This is a genomic window from Wenjunlia tyrosinilytica (assembly GCF_014646055.1).
Taxonomy (GTDB): domain Bacteria; phylum Actinomycetota; class Actinomycetes; order Streptomycetales; family Streptomycetaceae; genus Wenjunlia; species Wenjunlia tyrosinilytica.
Window position 1 is genome coordinate 79776 of the sequence record NZ_BMMS01000020.1, and the last position, 15510, is coordinate 95285.

Annotated in this window: 15 protein-coding genes; 8 read left to right on the plus strand and 7 right to left on the minus strand. The window is 68.6% G+C overall.

Annotation, left to right across the window (positions count from 1 at the left end; translation table 11 throughout):
- Positions 1-10 precede the first annotated feature (10 nt).
- Positions 11-397, minus strand: a complete 387-nt coding sequence (locus tag IEY86_RS22465) for a hypothetical protein (protein ID WP_189133610.1) — start codon at positions 395-397, stop codon at positions 11-13.
- 292 nt (positions 398-689) lie between these two features.
- Between IEY86_RS22465 and IEY86_RS22470 the strand changes: the two genes are divergently transcribed.
- Positions 690-1322, plus strand: a complete 633-nt coding sequence (locus IEY86_RS22470) for a sigma-70 family RNA polymerase sigma factor (RefSeq protein WP_229698667.1) — start codon at positions 690-692, stop codon at positions 1320-1322.
- 146 nt (positions 1323-1468) lie between these two features.
- Complete coding sequence (locus IEY86_RS22475) at positions 1469-1903, plus strand: hypothetical protein (protein ID WP_189133612.1); 435 nt, start codon at positions 1469-1471, stop codon at positions 1901-1903.
- 54 nt (positions 1904-1957) lie between these two features.
- Here IEY86_RS22475 and IEY86_RS22480 read toward each other — a convergent pair whose 3' ends face one another.
- The gene (locus IEY86_RS22480; protein ID WP_189133613.1) at positions 1958-4219 is read right to left on the minus strand and encodes an ATP-binding protein; all 2262 of its coding nucleotides are present in this window, start codon (positions 4217-4219) and stop codon (positions 1958-1960) included.
- Positions 4220-4742: 523 nt separating this feature from the next.
- Here IEY86_RS22480 and IEY86_RS22485 point away from each other — a divergent pair.
- The 4 genes from IEY86_RS22485 (at position 4743) to IEY86_RS22500 (ending at position 7501) form a co-directional block, all read left to right on the plus strand.
- Positions 4743-5447, plus strand: a complete 705-nt coding sequence (locus tag IEY86_RS22485) for a type 1 glutamine amidotransferase domain-containing protein (protein ID WP_189133614.1) — start codon at positions 4743-4745, stop codon at positions 5445-5447.
- Between the two features lie 135 nt (positions 5448-5582).
- Positions 5583-6053 (plus strand): VOC family protein, encoded by a 471-nt coding sequence (locus tag IEY86_RS22490; protein WP_189133615.1) that lies wholly within the window; start codon positions 5583-5585, stop codon positions 6051-6053.
- Positions 6054-6065: 12 nt separating this feature from the next.
- Positions 6066-7151, plus strand: a complete 1086-nt coding sequence (locus tag IEY86_RS22495) for a YncE family protein (protein ID WP_189133616.1) — start codon at positions 6066-6068, stop codon at positions 7149-7151.
- Positions 7148-7501 carry a nuclear transport factor 2 family protein gene (locus IEY86_RS22500; protein WP_189133617.1) on the plus strand — a complete coding sequence of 118 codons (354 nt, stop codon included), beginning with the start codon at positions 7148-7150 and terminating at the stop codon, positions 7499-7501. The genes IEY86_RS22495 and IEY86_RS22500 overlap by 4 nt, the downstream gene beginning before the upstream one ends.
- Before the next feature lie 267 nt (positions 7502-7768).
- Here IEY86_RS22500 and IEY86_RS22505 read toward each other — a convergent pair whose 3' ends face one another.
- Positions 7769-8575, minus strand: coding sequence for a class I SAM-dependent methyltransferase (locus IEY86_RS22505; RefSeq protein ID WP_189133618.1), 807 nt, complete (start codon positions 8573-8575; stop codon positions 7769-7771).
- A gap of 289 nt (positions 8576-8864) precedes the next feature.
- Positions 8865-9377, minus strand: a complete 513-nt coding sequence (locus IEY86_RS22510) for a hypothetical protein (protein WP_189133619.1) — start codon at positions 9375-9377, stop codon at positions 8865-8867.
- A 180-nt stretch (positions 9378-9557) separates the two neighbouring features.
- On the opposite strand from IEY86_RS22510, the gene IEY86_RS22515 reads away from it, so the two are divergent.
- Positions 9558-9707: a hypothetical protein gene (locus IEY86_RS22515; protein WP_189133620.1), complete on the plus strand. Its 150-nt coding sequence runs from the start codon at positions 9558-9560 to the stop codon at positions 9705-9707.
- A 548-nt stretch (positions 9708-10255) separates the two neighbouring features.
- Complete coding sequence (locus IEY86_RS22520) at positions 10256-10819, plus strand: CGNR zinc finger domain-containing protein (protein ID WP_189133621.1); 564 nt, start codon at positions 10256-10258, stop codon at positions 10817-10819.
- 154 nt (positions 10820-10973) lie between these two features.
- Here the strand turns inward: IEY86_RS22520 and IEY86_RS22525 are convergent, their stop codons facing one another.
- From IEY86_RS22525 to IEY86_RS22535, 3 genes are all read right to left on the minus strand, one after another.
- Positions 10974-12197, minus strand: coding sequence for a MalY/PatB family protein (locus IEY86_RS22525; RefSeq protein WP_189133622.1), 1224 nt, complete (start codon positions 12195-12197; stop codon positions 10974-10976).
- A complete protein-coding gene (locus IEY86_RS22530; protein ID WP_189133623.1) occupies positions 12197-12658 on the minus strand; it encodes a DinB family protein in 462 nt (153 codons plus the stop codon). The genes IEY86_RS22525 and IEY86_RS22530 overlap by 1 nt, the downstream gene beginning before the upstream one ends.
- A 1002-nt stretch (positions 12659-13660) precedes the next feature.
- Entirely contained in the window at positions 13661-15202 is a 1542-nt protein-coding gene (locus IEY86_RS22535) for an alpha/beta hydrolase (RefSeq protein ID WP_189133624.1), read from the minus strand.
- Between the last annotated feature and the right edge of the window lie 308 nt (positions 15203-15510).

Below are 15510 nucleotides of genomic sequence, written 5' to 3' on the forward strand. Positions count from 1 at the left end.
AAGCGCCCGATCACCCAACGGGCGGAGTCTCCATGCGCTGACCTGTGTCCACATTGATCAATACGCCCCAGCATCTTCCCTGGACACCGACGGCGAATGTGTAGCTCCGCCACTTCATGCTCCACATGGTGAACGCGCCTTCGTCACCGAACCAGCGCCCGTTCGCGCAGTCGAGGTTGAAGTCAAGCCTGTCCACCTGATGGCCCGGGTTCCATGCCTTGTAGTACGAGATGTCGTAACCCCGGGGATCCTGCTTGAGGCACAGCTCGCCCCAGCCGCTCTTGGAGACGCAGAGGCCTCTGTCATCCGGCGGTGCGGCCGCCGCGGGATACGCGGTCGGTGCTGCTATCAGCAGCGCCCCTCCCAAGGCGACCCCGATTCGTGAGAATGCCCTCATACTCGACCACTCCTCAAAGTGCGACGCCGACCGAGTGGTTTCTACTCTCGGCCGAGCCGAGTGTGACCGGCTCCGTTGCTCAGTCGACAGCATGGGCGAGCACTCACAACTGCCCACTTGGCAAGGAAGGCTCCCCTGCGTCACGGCCGACTGACGGCCACCCTTCCTTGGACAGGCCCTCGACAAGGCGGCGCCAAGACAACTCGGCAAATGTGGTGCCCCTCTCGCGCGCGGTGCGGGGCAACTCTGCACAGTTCTTCGACCGATGAGGGCTCCGGCCAGGAGGCGGACCTTGAACGCAGCCCACACGACCGCCTCCGTCCCTACGGCCGACGGGCGGGACACACCCGAGCCCTTGGGCACCAACTGCTCGGCGTTCTTTGTGGATGTGTACGAGCAGCACGGAACTCCCTTGCTGCGATACGCCTCCCGCATGCTCGGAGGTGACTGGTACCGCGCCGAAGACATCCTTCAGGAGACCGCGGCTCGCGCCTGGCACCACCGCGAGCACCTGGCAACGGTGCAGGACCCCCGGCCTTGGCTGTTCACGGTGGCGCGCCGTCTTGTGATCGACCACCGCCGTGCCCTGCGGGTCCGCCCGGCAGAAGTGCCGGCCGCCGACCAGCCCGAACTGCCAATGACGGACGACATCGACCGCACGCTTACGTCCCAGGTCGTGCTGGAGGCGCTGCGGGACCTCAGCGATCAGCACCGGGAGGTGATCCAGCTCGTCCACTACTTCGGCTACAGCGTGGCCCAGGCCTCCGACCACTTGGGTATACCGCCGGGAACAGTCAAGTCGCGCTCCTACTACGCGCTCAGGGCGCTGAAGGAGGCGCTGATCAGCCGGGGCACGGACGGCCTCGAAGGGCTCCGTCCGGGCAGTGCCGGGCCCTCGGGCAGTCACGCGTCGCGCCGGGGATGATCGGACCCGGTGGGGGCTGCCGGCGCCACGGCGCAGTACCCGACTCACATGAATGGACGCAACGTATGACTTACCGGGTGTCTTCGGGAAAGAGCGAGGGTCGGCCGACTCGGGCAAGCCTTTGCGGACGAGGCCGCAGGAGCCACATGCTCTTGTACAGCGTGCTCGTGACGCTCGTCGCGGGCGCGGTGATCTCGATTCCCCGGGCACCAACCGACACAGAGGAGGACGACCGTGTCAGAAGGGGTCGGATCTGCCTGTCCGCGCTCGCGCCCGGTCCGGAGCTCACCTGCGGTGACCACGGCTTCGGGGACCTGCGCTACCTCTGCCGGACCCGCGCCGATGGCGGCCAGTGCTCACGGACGAAGGCGGTGACCGTACGCAACCGCGGACAGTCCGTCGTGCATGTGCGCGCCATCAGCGGGCCACGGCAGGGCGTGCGTGAGCAGGGCGACGACCGTGCGATCATTCCTGGCCATGCGGTCACGCTTCGTCGCAGCGGCCCGGGTTACCTGTTCGACATCACCTTGCGCAACGCGGGACCTGCCCCGGCCGTACTCGAAGTGGTCCACGTGGAATAGACCGCCGTAGTGTCCACGTGGGGGCGCGGGCGGAACAGGCCACCGGAACGGCCGTCAGGCTCGCCGTACCGGCAGCCGGATCACGTTGTTCCCCGCGGTCGCGCTGTTCCCCCCACTGTCCGCTCCGGCGGGCTCCTGCGGGGCGGCACCGGTCCGCGACAGCGCCGCTTCCAAGGCTGCCCTCAGCCGTTGCGAACCCGCATGGCCGGCGAGTGCACGGGCCATCCATTCACCGGCCCTGTCCACCTGGCATCTGTCCAGGCACGTGTACCCGGCCTGCAGGGCGGCGGAGGACAGTTCACGGTCGCCGACGAGCGGCCCCGCGGCGACGGCATGCTCGGCGACGGCTTCGGCATCGCTGTCCGGGCGGCCGGACAGCACCCGGTACAGCACCGCGTGCACCTCACGTACGCGGGGAGCCTTCAGGTCTGCCCGGAGGGCTTGACGGACGAGCTCGCACGGGAACCGGTAGGTGCCTGGTCCACGTGGCGTCCAGTCGGCGGACCGCACCACCAGACCTGACTCGGCGGCGGCCTCCAGACAGGCGAGCACGGCCGATCCGGGAAGGGAGGTCGTCGCCGCCAGTACCGCGACGTCCAGATCCTCTCCGGCGACGGCAGCGGTTTCCAGCACGCGGCGCGCCCGGGGGGCAAGCGCGTGCAACCGGTCCCGGACGGCGGCTCTCACGGCGCCCGGAAGACTCAGGTGCGGGCCTGTCCGCCGAGCGGCGGGCAGCCGCAGGAGTTCGGTCAGGAGGAACGGGTTGCCGCCGGTCAAGTGGTGCAGCGCCGCGGCCTCTTCCGCGGGATGGCCGGCGGCGGCATCGGCGTCCGCGTTCGAGCGCAGCAGGTCGCGGACGTCCTCCGCGGTGAGAGGCTGGAGTTCGAGGTGTTCCGCCCCGCGGTGGTCGAGAGCAGCGAGCAGTTCCGCGGCACCGGGTGCACCGAAGCGGTCCACGGCACACACGAGGAGCGACGGCGCGTCCCGGGGCTGCGCGGACCAGGCGGCCAGTTCGTCCATCTCGGCGGCAGTGGCGTGGTGAAGGTCGTCGACCAGACGGAGAACGGGGGCACTGCTTCCCAGAACGATCGCCGGCGAATCACCGGAGCCGCTGCCGGACGGATTCTCGTGCGTGCCACGTGCGGGCAGGGGCCCGGTGACCGTGGTCCGGTCGGGAGCGGAGCCGCCCGCGGCCTGCCGCTTCGTATGTCGGACCCAGTGCACAACGGATCCGCGCTGCTCGGCCTCGCGAGCGAGCGCTTCGAGCAAACGTGTCTTGCCCATGCCCGCGGCCCCCGAGACCACGGCCCACCTGGTGATGCCGTTGTGTGCGGCGGACAGCAGCCCTGTCAGCCGTGACAGTTCCGCCTCTCGGCCCACCGCGCGCGCGCCCGGGGACCGCATCCTGCCCGTCGCGCCGGCGACCGCCGTCACATCCGCGCTCCTCCGTTCAGTGGCCCGCAGAGCACCGGTGTCGTGCCGCAGGATCGCCATGTGCACTTGTCGCAGTGCGGGGCCCGGTTCGGTACCGAGATCCTCCGCGAGCAGGCGCCGGACGGTCTCGAAGCGGCGCAGGGCCTCTGCGGGGCGTCCGGCCAGGTAGAGACCGCGGAGCAGGACGGCCCAGGAGACCTCGCGCAGCGGGTCCCTGGCGACCATCTCCTCAGCGACCGCGATGGACCGGATGACCGCTCCCTCTTCCAGCAGCAGTCCGGCGAGCAATTCCTGGGTGGCCCAGCGAAGCTCCGACAGCCGTCTCGCCTCGCCTCGCGCGAACGACCTTTCCTCCGCGTCCGAGTACGGCCTTCCGCGCCACAGGGCGAGGGCCCCTTCCGCCTCGGTGCGTGCCCGGGTCCAGTTGCCTTCAGCCGCCAGCGCCTTGGCCCGTTGGGCAGTGCCCTCGAACAGTGCGGTGTCGCGCTGCTCGCGTTCGACGTGCAGCGTGTAGCCCGCCGACGTATGAGTGAGGGCGGGCGTATGAGCGAGTACGCCGTCGCAAGCCCCTGGGTCGGCGGCCAGCGCGGAGCGGATTCTGCTGATGTGGGCGTGCACGCAGGACCGTGCGGCGCTCGGTGGCCGTCCGTCCCACAGGTCTTCGCAGAGGCGATCGACCGACACCGGCCGGCAGTGCTCGGCAAGCAGCCGCAGAAGGAGAACCCGACGCTGCGGCGGGCCGAGCGCCACCGAGCCCGCGGGCCCGTGCACCCTCAAGGGACCCAGCACATCGAAAAGCCACCTTCCGGGAGCCGGGGCGTCCAGGGCCGTCTCGTACTCGGGCGGCCGCGAGCCGAAGGCCTGCTCCCGAACGCTTCCCACCCCTGATCGTCCTCCCCGTGGAGGGATCCGTGTCATCCGCACTGCTCCTGTCTCAAAGCGGAACCGACGGCTCATGCTGCTGCGAGTGGCTGCTCACCCGGGAGCCCACCGATCTGATCACTACTGCTCAGTCCGGTCCGGAATCGGCCTTGAGGGAGCCACTCCATGGAGACTGACGTGGCGGCTCCGCTCACACCGCCGAGTTGTTGTGGGCATGGGTGATCAGTACTTCGAGCGGACTATGAGCAGGCGCCCGTGCCACTTTGAGCCTGAACAACGCCGGACGCGAATTGGCGGGAGTCCGGCGCCGGTGCGGCCCGTGGGCGGCGGAGCCCCGTTGGGGGCGGGTGGTCCGCCAAGACCCCCACGCAACCCGCCTTCCATAAGCGTTCTTATGGAAGGCGGTGGGTATGTGGGACGGGCCTGATGGAGGCTGACGTTGTCACGAACGCCGCGGCACCAGGTCGCGACTCCGGCAGCGCACTGTGCTGCCGGCAACACTTCTGAGAAGAGCAGGCATTCGATGTCGAAGATACTGATGGTCGTCTCCAGCGCGGACTCGCTGAAGCTGGCCGACGGCTCGGTCCACCCCACCGGCTACTGGGCAGAGGAGGTCGCCGCCTCGCACAAGGTGCTGCGTAACGGCGGCGCCCAGGTGGACATCGCCACCCCCGGCGGTGTCCGGCCGACCGTCGACGCGATCAGCTTGGACGGGCGCGGCGGCGTGGCCGAGAGGGATGCCGAGGAATTCCGCGCGTACCTCGCCTCGATCGCGGATCAGATCACCTCGCCTCTGGCCCTGTCCGATGTCCGCGCCGGTGACTACGACGCGATCTACATCCCTGGCGGCCACGCTCCGATGGCCGACCTCGCCCAGGACGCCGGGCTCGGCCGACTGCTCAATGAGGCGAACGCCCAGGGCAAGGCGGTGGCTGCCCTCTGCCACGGTGTCGCTGCCCTGCTGAGCAGCACCACCTCGGACGGTGGCTTCACCTTCGCCGGCCGCCACCTCACGTCCTTCACCGATGAGGAAGAGCGCCAGGGTGGCCTGGGCGACAACACGCCGTTCTTCGTCGAATCGCGACTGCGCGAGCGCGGTGCCGTCCTCGACACCGGCGCGGCCTGGAGCAGCAAGGTCGTCGAGGACGGCAACCTGATCACGGGCCAGAACCCGCAGTCCAGCACCGCCACGGCGCAGGCCGTCCTGAAGGCCCTCGCCGGCAACTGAGGCAGGAGGCTCCCACCACTCATCCCACGGTCGGGGCGGCGCGGCCACGCCAGTGCGGCGCCCCGTGTCCATGGCCAGTGGCCACCGCAGCTCCGTTTCCTCGAAGAACTCGGACCCCGACGACAAGGAACACTCGTGACCAGTCCAGTCCTGAATCGAGGCCTCGACCACATCGCTCTTCGCGTCTATGACTTGGAGGCCTCGGTGGAGTTCTACACCGAGGTCCTCGGTTTCCGTCTTGTTCGGGAATGGAGCGTGCCGCAGCGTGGTGTGCACCGAGCCGTCTTCCTCGATGCCGGCGATGACCGGCTCATTGAGCTGTTCGATGCCGAGTCGACGCCGCCCGGTGGTTCGCCACAGGCGTTGGACCCGGCGCGCAGGCCCGGCGATGTGGAGCGCGGCCGCGTGGCGGCGCTGGTCCACTTCGCGATCCGTACCGACGAGTGCGCGGCGCTCTTCGACAAGGCTGTCGCGGCCGGAGCCCGCCCACTGGGAGAACCGACCTCGATCACGACGGTGGGCGAGAACCCGATGAGCTTCCAGGCGGCCTTTGTCCACGGGCCGAACGACGAAGTCATCGAGTTCATCGACCGCCAGGGCATGTAAGGACGATCAGCCGTGACTGACGACTCCGGGACCCGGCGTCCCGTACTCGCGGTGGTTACCTCCACTGGTGAGGCCGTTCGCTTCTTCGACGGCCTGACGTATCAGCCCCTCGGTGACCTCTCGGTGGCAGCCCAGCCGCACGAGATGGCCATCGACCACGCAGCCGGACTCCTGTACGTGTCGCACACCTACCGCTCCGGGGTGTACACCGCGCCGGGAGAGAAAGCGCACGAGATCACCGTCATCGACCCGTTCCTGCGCACCGTTGTCGATGTTGTCTCCCTCGCCCCCGAGGAGGCACCTCACGGCCTCGCCCTCGACACGGACCGCGGGGTCCTGTACGTGACCGTCGAAGCCGGTCCGGCGGGCGGCGGAGCCTTGGTCGCACTCGACACGACCACCCGCAAACCGGTCCAGCGCATCGAGGTCGGGGCACGAGGACCACACTGGGTCGCGGTCACGCCCGACGGCCGCAAGGGCTATGCCACCAGCAAGGCCGATCCGTTCGTCTCTGTCCTCGACCTGGCCCTGGGCGTCCTGATCGGGCGGATCCCCGCACCGTACGGAACCGAGGAGATCGCTGTCTCCCCGGACGGCCGCCACGCATACGCGGCGGGAATGGCCCTCCACTACGACGCCGCGAAGGCGGGCCCTGCCGCTCCCACGTTGCTGGTGATCGACACCTCGAACGACCAGGTCTCCGGGCGCATCCCGCTGGACGGCCCTGCCTGCCCGGTCCACGTCGCCGCCGACGGACGCGTCCTCGCCGGCCTCGCTCTCACAGACGACGAGGGAGACCCTGCACCGGGACAGCTCGCGGTCTATTCGCCCGGTGACACACCCAGCACGTTCAACCACCAATTCAGTGAACCAGTCGGGCAGGTGCCGATCACCATCCGCACCACGCCGGACGGCAGCCGAGCGTTCGTTGCCAATCTGCGCTCGGGCAACGTGAGCGTGATCGACCTGGCATCCGGCGCCACGCTGCGGGTTCTCGACATCGACTCCGGGGACCCGTTCAGGACCCAGGGCGCTCACGGCATCGCCTACCTGCCGGCAGACGCCTGCCGACCGAACAAGGGAGACCGTCCCTCATGACCAGAAGTCCCGAAGAGACGTTCCAGGACCATGTCCGCGCGCTCGGCTCAGGTGACCTGGAGGCGATCGCCGCCAACTTCACCGAAGACGCCGTCTTCATCACCCGGTCCGGAATCCTGCGTGGCCGTGAAGGCGTGAAGCAGGGCATCGGTGCCGTGCTGCGGGAGTTGCCGAACGCCACATGGCATCCAAAGAACCCGCAGTTCGCCGGAGAGGTCCTTTTCCTGGAATGGGCCGCCACGGCCGACGAGGCCCGGGTGGAAGACGGCGTTGACACCTTCGTCTTCCGCGATGGTCTGATCCACGCGCAGACGGTGCGGTACACCCTGCTCAAGAGCAGCGATCGCTGAGCCTCGCCGTACAGCTCTCCTGGTCCGGTACGCACACGGCCCCGGCCAGGTCCGACCCCGCAAGGCCCCTGACATGGACAAGGAGACCATCGCGTCCGCCGCGCGCCTGCCTCGTGCAGGCGAGGGGCAGGGGCAGCCCTGGTTTTTCTCGCCGTTGTGCTCGAGGTGACCGGGGCGTCCAGGACACGTTGGCGCCCCTCGGCCGCACGTACCCATATGCGCGCCTTCCGAGTACGAGCGGCACCGCCGCGCCCCCGGCGTCAGAAATTACCTGATGGCGACGACTTCGAGATAGCGGGAGCGGACAACGACGGTGTCGGCGCCCGACTCGTTCGCGTTGTTGATGACTTCGGTGAAGTCCGCCGTAAGTGCGCGCTGCCCGCCCATGTCGAGCAGGCTGAAGGCCCGGTTCACGGGGCCGAAATTGTTGCGGAAGTACTCCACAAAGGCGTTCGTCGAGGCGAAACGGAACGTCCAGTGCCGCTCCGCGGTGTCTATTGAGGTGACGTGCCGACCCAGAAGGCGGTGGATGTGCGGCTCGGTTCCCCATTCGGTCGGTGAGGGGGTTGCGGGCGCCGACGGCGCGTATTCGCGCACGAGACCGAACACCTGGCCCATAAAGCCGTCCGGAGTCCAGTTGGCGAGTCCGATCCGGCCGCCGGGGCGCAGGACGCGGGCCAACTCGTGGGCCGCTCGTTGCTGATCGGGAACGAACATTACTCCGAAGACGGAGAGGACCGTGTCGAAGGAGGCGTCCGCATAGGGCAGCCGTTCCGCGTCTCCCACCTCGAATGTCACCTCCAGCCGATCAGCCGCGGCGCGCACCTTGGCCTGCTGCACCAGCTCCGGTACGAAGTCGAGACCGGTGACGACTGCCATGCGCCGCGCCGCGGCGAGGGCGGCGTTGCCGCTGCCTGACGCCACGTCGAGGACGCGGCGTCCGGGCACGATGCCTACTGACTCACACAGTGACTCGCTCACCAGGATCCACAGGTTGCCGATCCGGGCGTAGTCACCGCTCGCCCATGTCTGCTGCCTGCCGGTGTCGGCGGAGCGGTTGCTTTCCGCTGTCATGTACTGCCTCCGTAGATCGTCGGGGCCGAAGGATCTCGATCCACCGGGCTCGCCAGCCGGCCGTCAGGCATTCGTTGTCCCCTGATGACCGTGGTTCACGAGCGGCGCCCCGGCGATGTGGTGGGGGTCGAGGTAGGCCGAGCGCACCGGTAAGCCGCCCACGCGGCTCCGGTCGCCGGGTCAGTGCTCATTCGCGTCCGGCGCGTACGCGGGGCGGTTCCACCGCCGCCCCGTACGCGGTCCGGATCCCGGACCGCTTCCACCTCCGGCTCATAGGCCGCCGTGATGGCTACTCCAAGTGGACCACTTCGATCGCGGCCGGGGCGGATCCTGCATTGCGTAAGGTGATGTCCAAGAGGAAACCCGACCTGCCGGGGCGGAGGTTGAGCATGCGACCGGGAGCGACGGCACGGTCGGCACCCCGTTCACGAGCGCCCTGCCGTGGGGCGCTGATGGCCCTCACGTGGACGACGGACCGTCCGTTGTTGCGTACGGTCACCGCCTCCGTCCGCGAGCACAGGCCGGCATCGGCGTGCGTCCGGCAGACGTAGCGGAGGTCTCCGAACCCGTAGGTACCGCACGAGAGCTCCCTGCCCGGCGCGAGTGCGCGGCAGATCCGGCCCTCGCCGACACGGTTGTCCTTCACCGCGTCGGCCGGTGTCCGGGGGATCGCGATCACAATCCCTGCGACGAGCGTCGCGAGCGCGCTGTACAACGGCAGGCGACTCATGAGGCACCGCCCGGCGAGGCGCACCGGGGCGGCTTGGCCCTCACCCGTCACCGACAACAGCCTGTATGTCATGCGTAGTGGCTTCCCTTCGCTGGGATGGCTGCCTGTCGACAAGGGTCGTGTCGCTGCCAACGGCTCGTGGTCCGGGTGGCGGGGAACCCCCGTGCAGCGCCGTACCGGACCGGTGTCTGCACCATGCGGCACAGAGGCCGTGGCACAGTCGGCCGGCGGCGCCTGCGCCGACGGACCATCATGATCTCTATTGACGCTCAGGCCCCCCTCGCGATCGGCCGAGGCCGTGATCGTCCGGTCCGTGCCGGCGTTACCTCGCCCTATCCGATGGATGTCCACTGCATGCTGGTGGCCGCCGACGAGGTGGAGTCGACCTGGACCGGCCAGTAGAGGTCCCCGGCCGCATCACCCGGGCCTGGATCTGCCGCAGTCCCGGGTGATGGCTTCCTCGCGTGTGCGCACGTGCGGGACGGTCCCGCGTGGAGGATGACGGCGCTGAGATTAGACGGCGTGGTTGCTCGGTCGACAGGCATGAACGGTGCTCGAAGGTGCTCGCCCGGGCACCGGGCTCCGTCCGTGAGGTGTGCCTGCCACCCGCTTGGGGCAGGTCGGCCCGCGGCGCGGGCAATGGCTCTGCGTTCGCCCCGCCCGTGTCACCTCGGGTGCCGGGCACGGCCTGCTCGGTCCAGATGCACTTGCCGTCGGAGGTGTAGCGGTTTCCCCGGCGCCGGCTGAACGCGGCGACCAGCTGTCGGTGATCAGCTCACCGGCGATGAGGACTGCCGAGTCGGCCGCCGCATGCATCACCTGTCGAGTTGGTGACGCGGTGGTGCAAGACTCCGGGCGGAGTCCTGCCGGACCTGCCGCCCGTCGCCGCGTTCACCGCTCCCCCGGCACCCCCGATGGACAGCTTGCCCGTCACCTGTCAATATGGTCACGTGAGTGAGTTCGTCTTTGTGAGTGGGCGCCTCTGCCTGGACCTGGCCGGAACGATGCTGTGGCGGCGGACCCTCCGCACCGAGCTACTTGGCTCAGCCGACGCCCTCCAGCGGTGGGTCGCCGAGGCCGGACTCGTGGACGAGCCGGCGGGCATGGACAGCCACGGCCTGGAACGCGCGTGCCGACTGCGCGAGGCCGCCTACACACTCATCCGCGCCCGGGTGCAGTCCGAGGACGTGAGCGCCCACGCCGTGAACGAGCTCGCCCAGGTCAACGACGCGGCGCGGCTGCCGCTGCCGAAACTGCAGATCGACGCGGCAGGGACCCTGACACGCACCGGCGGCATCGACGAGGTGCTCGGCGCCGTCGCCCGTGACGCCGTCGAACTCCTCGGCTCACCCGAACTCTCCCGCACGAAAGAGTGCGCGAACCCGGACTGCACCCGCATGTTCGTCGACCTGTCCCGCTCCGTCGCCCGCAGATGGTGCGGGATGGCCGAATGCGGCAACAAGCACAAGGCCGCCAGCTACCGGCAGCGCAAGAAAGAGACATCGAAGACCTGACCACTGCCGGTCGCAGAAACCCCCTGCACCCCCGCACGCCACCCGCGGACGCCTCGAACCGCACCGGCGGTCCCCAGCCGATCCCAGCCCTCGGGGTCAGGAAGTCGTGCGGGCCGCATCGAGTCCGGAACTGATAGTGGTTCAGCAGCCGCGCTCAGCACTTCCGCAACGGGGCCAGTGCCGCGACCACGCCGTCGAGGATCTCTTCGAGGACGTCGGCGGAGGTGGCGAAGTTGAGTCGGAGGTACGCGCCCGCCCGGGGGCCGAACGCTTCCCCGCCGTCGAGGAGGACCCCGCCGTGGCGCAGGACGTGCTGCGCAGGGCCGTCCACCGCCTGCGGCTGCCCGGTGTCGATCCAGGTGAGGTAGGTGGCTTCCGGGAGCCGATGGCGCAGTGCCGGTACGTGGTGGTGGAGAACGTCATGGACGCGTCTGCGGTTGCGGTCGAGGACGGTGATCAGGTCCTTCTGCCAGGCGTCCGCCTCGAGCCACGCCGCCCGGGTACCAACGACGCTGAGGTTGGAGACGGTGCCGTACAGGTCCGGTGGTTGCGCGTCACGGATCGCCAGGAGACGGTCGGGGCCGTAGTGGGTGACAGTGCAGCGCAGTCCGGCAAGGTTGAACGCCTTGGTGGCGGAGGTGATCGTGACCGTCCGTGCGGCCGCGTCCGGTGAGAGGGAGGCGAAGGGGATGTGCTCGTTCGGGGAGTAGGTCAGCTCGGAGTGGATCTCGTCGCTGATCACCAGCAGGTCGTGTCGGCGTGCGATTGCCGCGATCTCGTTGAGCTCGTCGCGGGTCAGCACTCGGCCCGTCGGGTTGTGCGGGTTGACCAGGAGGAGGACCTTGCATCCGCGCCGTGCGACATCGTCGGACAGCGCGGCCATGTCCATACGCCAACCGTCATCGGTATCGACCATCGGGACGTGCACCGCGGGGCGTTGCATGGTCTTGAGCGTGGCGAGGAACGGCGGGTAGTTGGGGGTCTGCACGGCGACGGCTTCGCCCGGGGAGGTGGCCAGGTGGAGGATGAGTTGCAGGCACTGGATGAGGTCGGTCTGCTCGCGGACGCGGGAGGCGGATGCGTGCCAGCCGTAGCGTGAGGCCATCCGCTGAGCGAAGATCGGGCGCAGTGGACTGCCGTCGGGCCAGTCGGGGTAGCCAAGATCGCCGGCGGCGATGACGTGGTGGAGCGCGTCGGCGACAACGGTGGGGATGGGGTAGTCCATGTCGGCCACCCATGAGGGCAGGACGGTGGGGTCCACCCGGTGCCACTTCACCCCGGAGCGGTTGCGCAGCCATCCGCGCTCGAGGTCGTCGAATCCCGGTACACAGCGCTCGGCGGGGGCCGGGGTGTCCGGCCGGCGGGCCGCCAGGCTCATCACATTCCGCCGTTGAGGAGCACGTCCCTGGCGGTCTCCACCTGCCCGTGGTGCTGAGCCAGTTCCTCCAGGACATGCAGTTGCACGCCGAGGCAGCTCAGGTCGCGGTCCGGGCCTTCGAACGAGGCGGGCGCGGTGTTGCGCGGGACCGTCAGCCCCTCGACGTCGAGCAGGTCGTCGCGCAGCTGGTCGAAGAGGGGGCCGAGGCTTCCCTTGAGGTCTGTGACCGTTCCGCGGGCGGTGAATTCCGAGTCGCGGTCCCGGTCCACGGGCCTGCCGGCGAGTATGTGGCCGATCCAGTACTGCGCGACGGCCATGCAGTGGTAGGTGATGGCGTACGGGCTGTTCGCTCCGGTCTGCGGCGGTGCGGTGTTGGCGAGCTCGTCGCCGAGTTCCTCCAGGGCGCTGACCATGCCGTCGAGCGCTCGGCGCAGGAAATAGAGGTACTCGTTCTGGTCCATTGTGTGGTTCCTCAGGGGATGCCGATCAGAACCTGATCAGGTTCTGATGCGTGGGACCGCAGGAGTCGAGGCCCAATGGCAGCAGCCCCTCCCATGTCCTCACGGCCGGATCGTGGGTGATACGGCGCAGACTAGCCGCGTCAGGCGTCACCAGTCAAACAGGTGACTCCTTTGCAAGCCAAGGATTCAAGACCAGCTCCATCAAGGGATCACCAGCGGCGATCTGGACACTTCGACGCAAGATGACCGGATCCCTTCCGGGACACATGAGGGAGACCATCACCCCCTTGACTAGTGATCCAGCAGTGAGGCAGTCTGAGCACCACGGGGCAACAAGAAGCTGCACACACCGTCCGAACCCACGAGCCGACCGGTACCCCCTGGCCGGAGCTCGCCTCGCGGCTGCCGCGAAGTGGCGACCGGGAGATTGGATCGCGGCCTCCCCGCCCCGTGACACCTCGCCGCAGCCGCCACCCTCGTCGGCTGCGGCGGGGTCCGCCACCGGCGGAGTCAGGTGTACGGGACAGGCCCATTCGGCTATTCCCTCCCATGTACGCAATCTCCTGCAATTGAGGCGTGGGGCTGGTTCCCTGCCAGATCGCGGCCGTCCAGAAGCGCACATTCGTTCGCCTGCTTGGCAGTGGGGAAGTCTGCATGTCGCCAGCCATGGGCCATCATGGCGGGTCTGGGGTTAGGCACCGGTGAGGGGAGTGCACCACTCATCACTCGCTCCGCGAGCGATAGGGGCAGGCGTCGGGGATCCGGCTTCGGAGACTTCGTTCCCGCCGCAACCGATCATCGAAGCGACGTACCGACACCACCCAGACCCTCGTCACACCAGGGCCCCGCGCCACTGGTTGCCTGAGCGTCTCACCGTCCACGGCGGGAGAGGTGTGATCCATCGACCCGCACGAGCATGAGTACTCCACCGGTGCTTCTCGGTGTCGGCCGACGCCGGGGCGCTCCACGCGCCCCGGCGCCCTCCCCTTCTCCGGCATGGCCCTACTTGATGATCTTCTCCGCTGCGTGCCGGAGGCGCGCGGGTACGTGTTCGGCTCTGGAGGCGTGCGGCCGGGTGCTGCTGTCCACCGGGCCGGGCACGGCATGGACGGTGTTCTCCAAGGGCAGGGGCAGGCCCTTGCAGACGCTCCTTGCGGGCGGCGTCACGCCATCGAGCAGATAGGCGTTCACGATGTCGTCAACGCATCCGTTGCCCCGGATGCCGTATTGGCCGTGGGCGCCCGCGTCATCGATCGCTACCAGCCGCGCGTCGTGGAACTGGCGGACGTTGCGCGACGTGTTCTCGTAGGCGGTAGCAGGGTCGAACTCGCTTTGGACCGTGACGATCGGCGCGAGCCGATGTTCATCCGGGTTGGGTAGACGCTGTGCGGACAACGTCCAGTAGCTGCACACCTCTTGGGAGGTCTCGTAACCGGTGAGCGGGTAGGCGGGGCCGTTGCGTCGCGCGAAGTTGACCCACCAGTTCGGACTGTGCCACTGGCCGCCGTCACCGCACCGCACCGCGTAGTAGACGCCGGACACCTGCACGGTGTCCCCGGTCGCGTTCCGCACCGCGTCGAAGACGGCCGACAGCCCCTCCGGGGCGGCGTCCCCCAGCTTCTCCGGGTGCAGCAGGGCGTCGGTGCCGACCCTGGCTTCTGCCTGGAACTCGGTGCCTGCCACGCCGCTCCCGCTCAGCTCGTCCGAGAACCTCTGGCCACAGGAGAGGAGTGCGTCCCTGCTCCAGTCGTGATTGTCCACAAGGCAGCTCTTGAGAACGCCAAGGCTGGCCCCGATGGTGATGAAACCCGCATCGGTATACAGGGAGGTGCGCACGAAGCCGTCGAGAACCTGACCGGCGGACAGGTTGTCGGTGGCCTTGATGAACGTTTCGCGGACCTGCTCGTACACCGCATTCACCTGCGCGGGAGTCCTCCCGAGGTACTTGGAGAAGAACGCGCTGCGGGTCGCCCAGGGCGCGAACTGCCGTTCCCACCGCCGCTGGAACGCCATCGGCATGCGCTCCCAGGAGTCGGCCAGGTCATCCATCCACGCCGTGTTGGAGTCCAGGACGATCCTACCCGTCCGTCGGGGGAACAGCGCCGCGTACTTCGCCCCTAGCCAGGAGCCGTACGAGTAGCCGAGGTAGTTCAGCTTCCGCTCACCGAGCACGGCTCGGATCATGTCCATATCGTGAGTCGTCTGCCACGTATTGACGTAACGGGTGAGCGGGTTGGCCGCACATCCATCCGCGACAGCCTTCGCAGTCCTCTGTCGCGCGGTGACCGCCTGCGCGGAAAGGTCCCGGCTGTCGTGGACCGCACTGTCGAGTTGGTCCACAGGCACGTCACAGATCAGCTGTGTACTCTCGCCGACACCGCGCGGGTCCATACCGATGATGTCGTACTCGGCGGCGACCTTCGGCTGCGAACTGCCGATCAGCCACGACAGACGGATCCCGGAGCCTCCCGGTCCTCCGGGATTGGTGAACAGCACGCCTTTGCGGTGCGCCGCGTCGGCCGCCTTGACCCGGCTGATGGCCACGGACAGCTCCGGACCCGAGCCTGGAGCCCTCCAGTCACGAGGCACCGACACTGTCGCGCACTCCGGCACAGGGCCGCCCGTCGTGGAGTCGTACCACTTGCACGGCCCCCATGTGACTGACTGGTGTGTGAAGGGTGAGTCGTCGGTGGACGCCGCATCGGCCTGCGCGATGTGAGTGGGCAGCACACCGGCTGCGAGGCCGGTCAGTGCGGTGGCTATCGCGGTGCCGAGGACTGCCAGTCGGCGCCGATTGGCTCTTCGCGGAGGCGCAGGTGATTCCATCGGTGTTCTCCTTCGGAGGAGGAGGG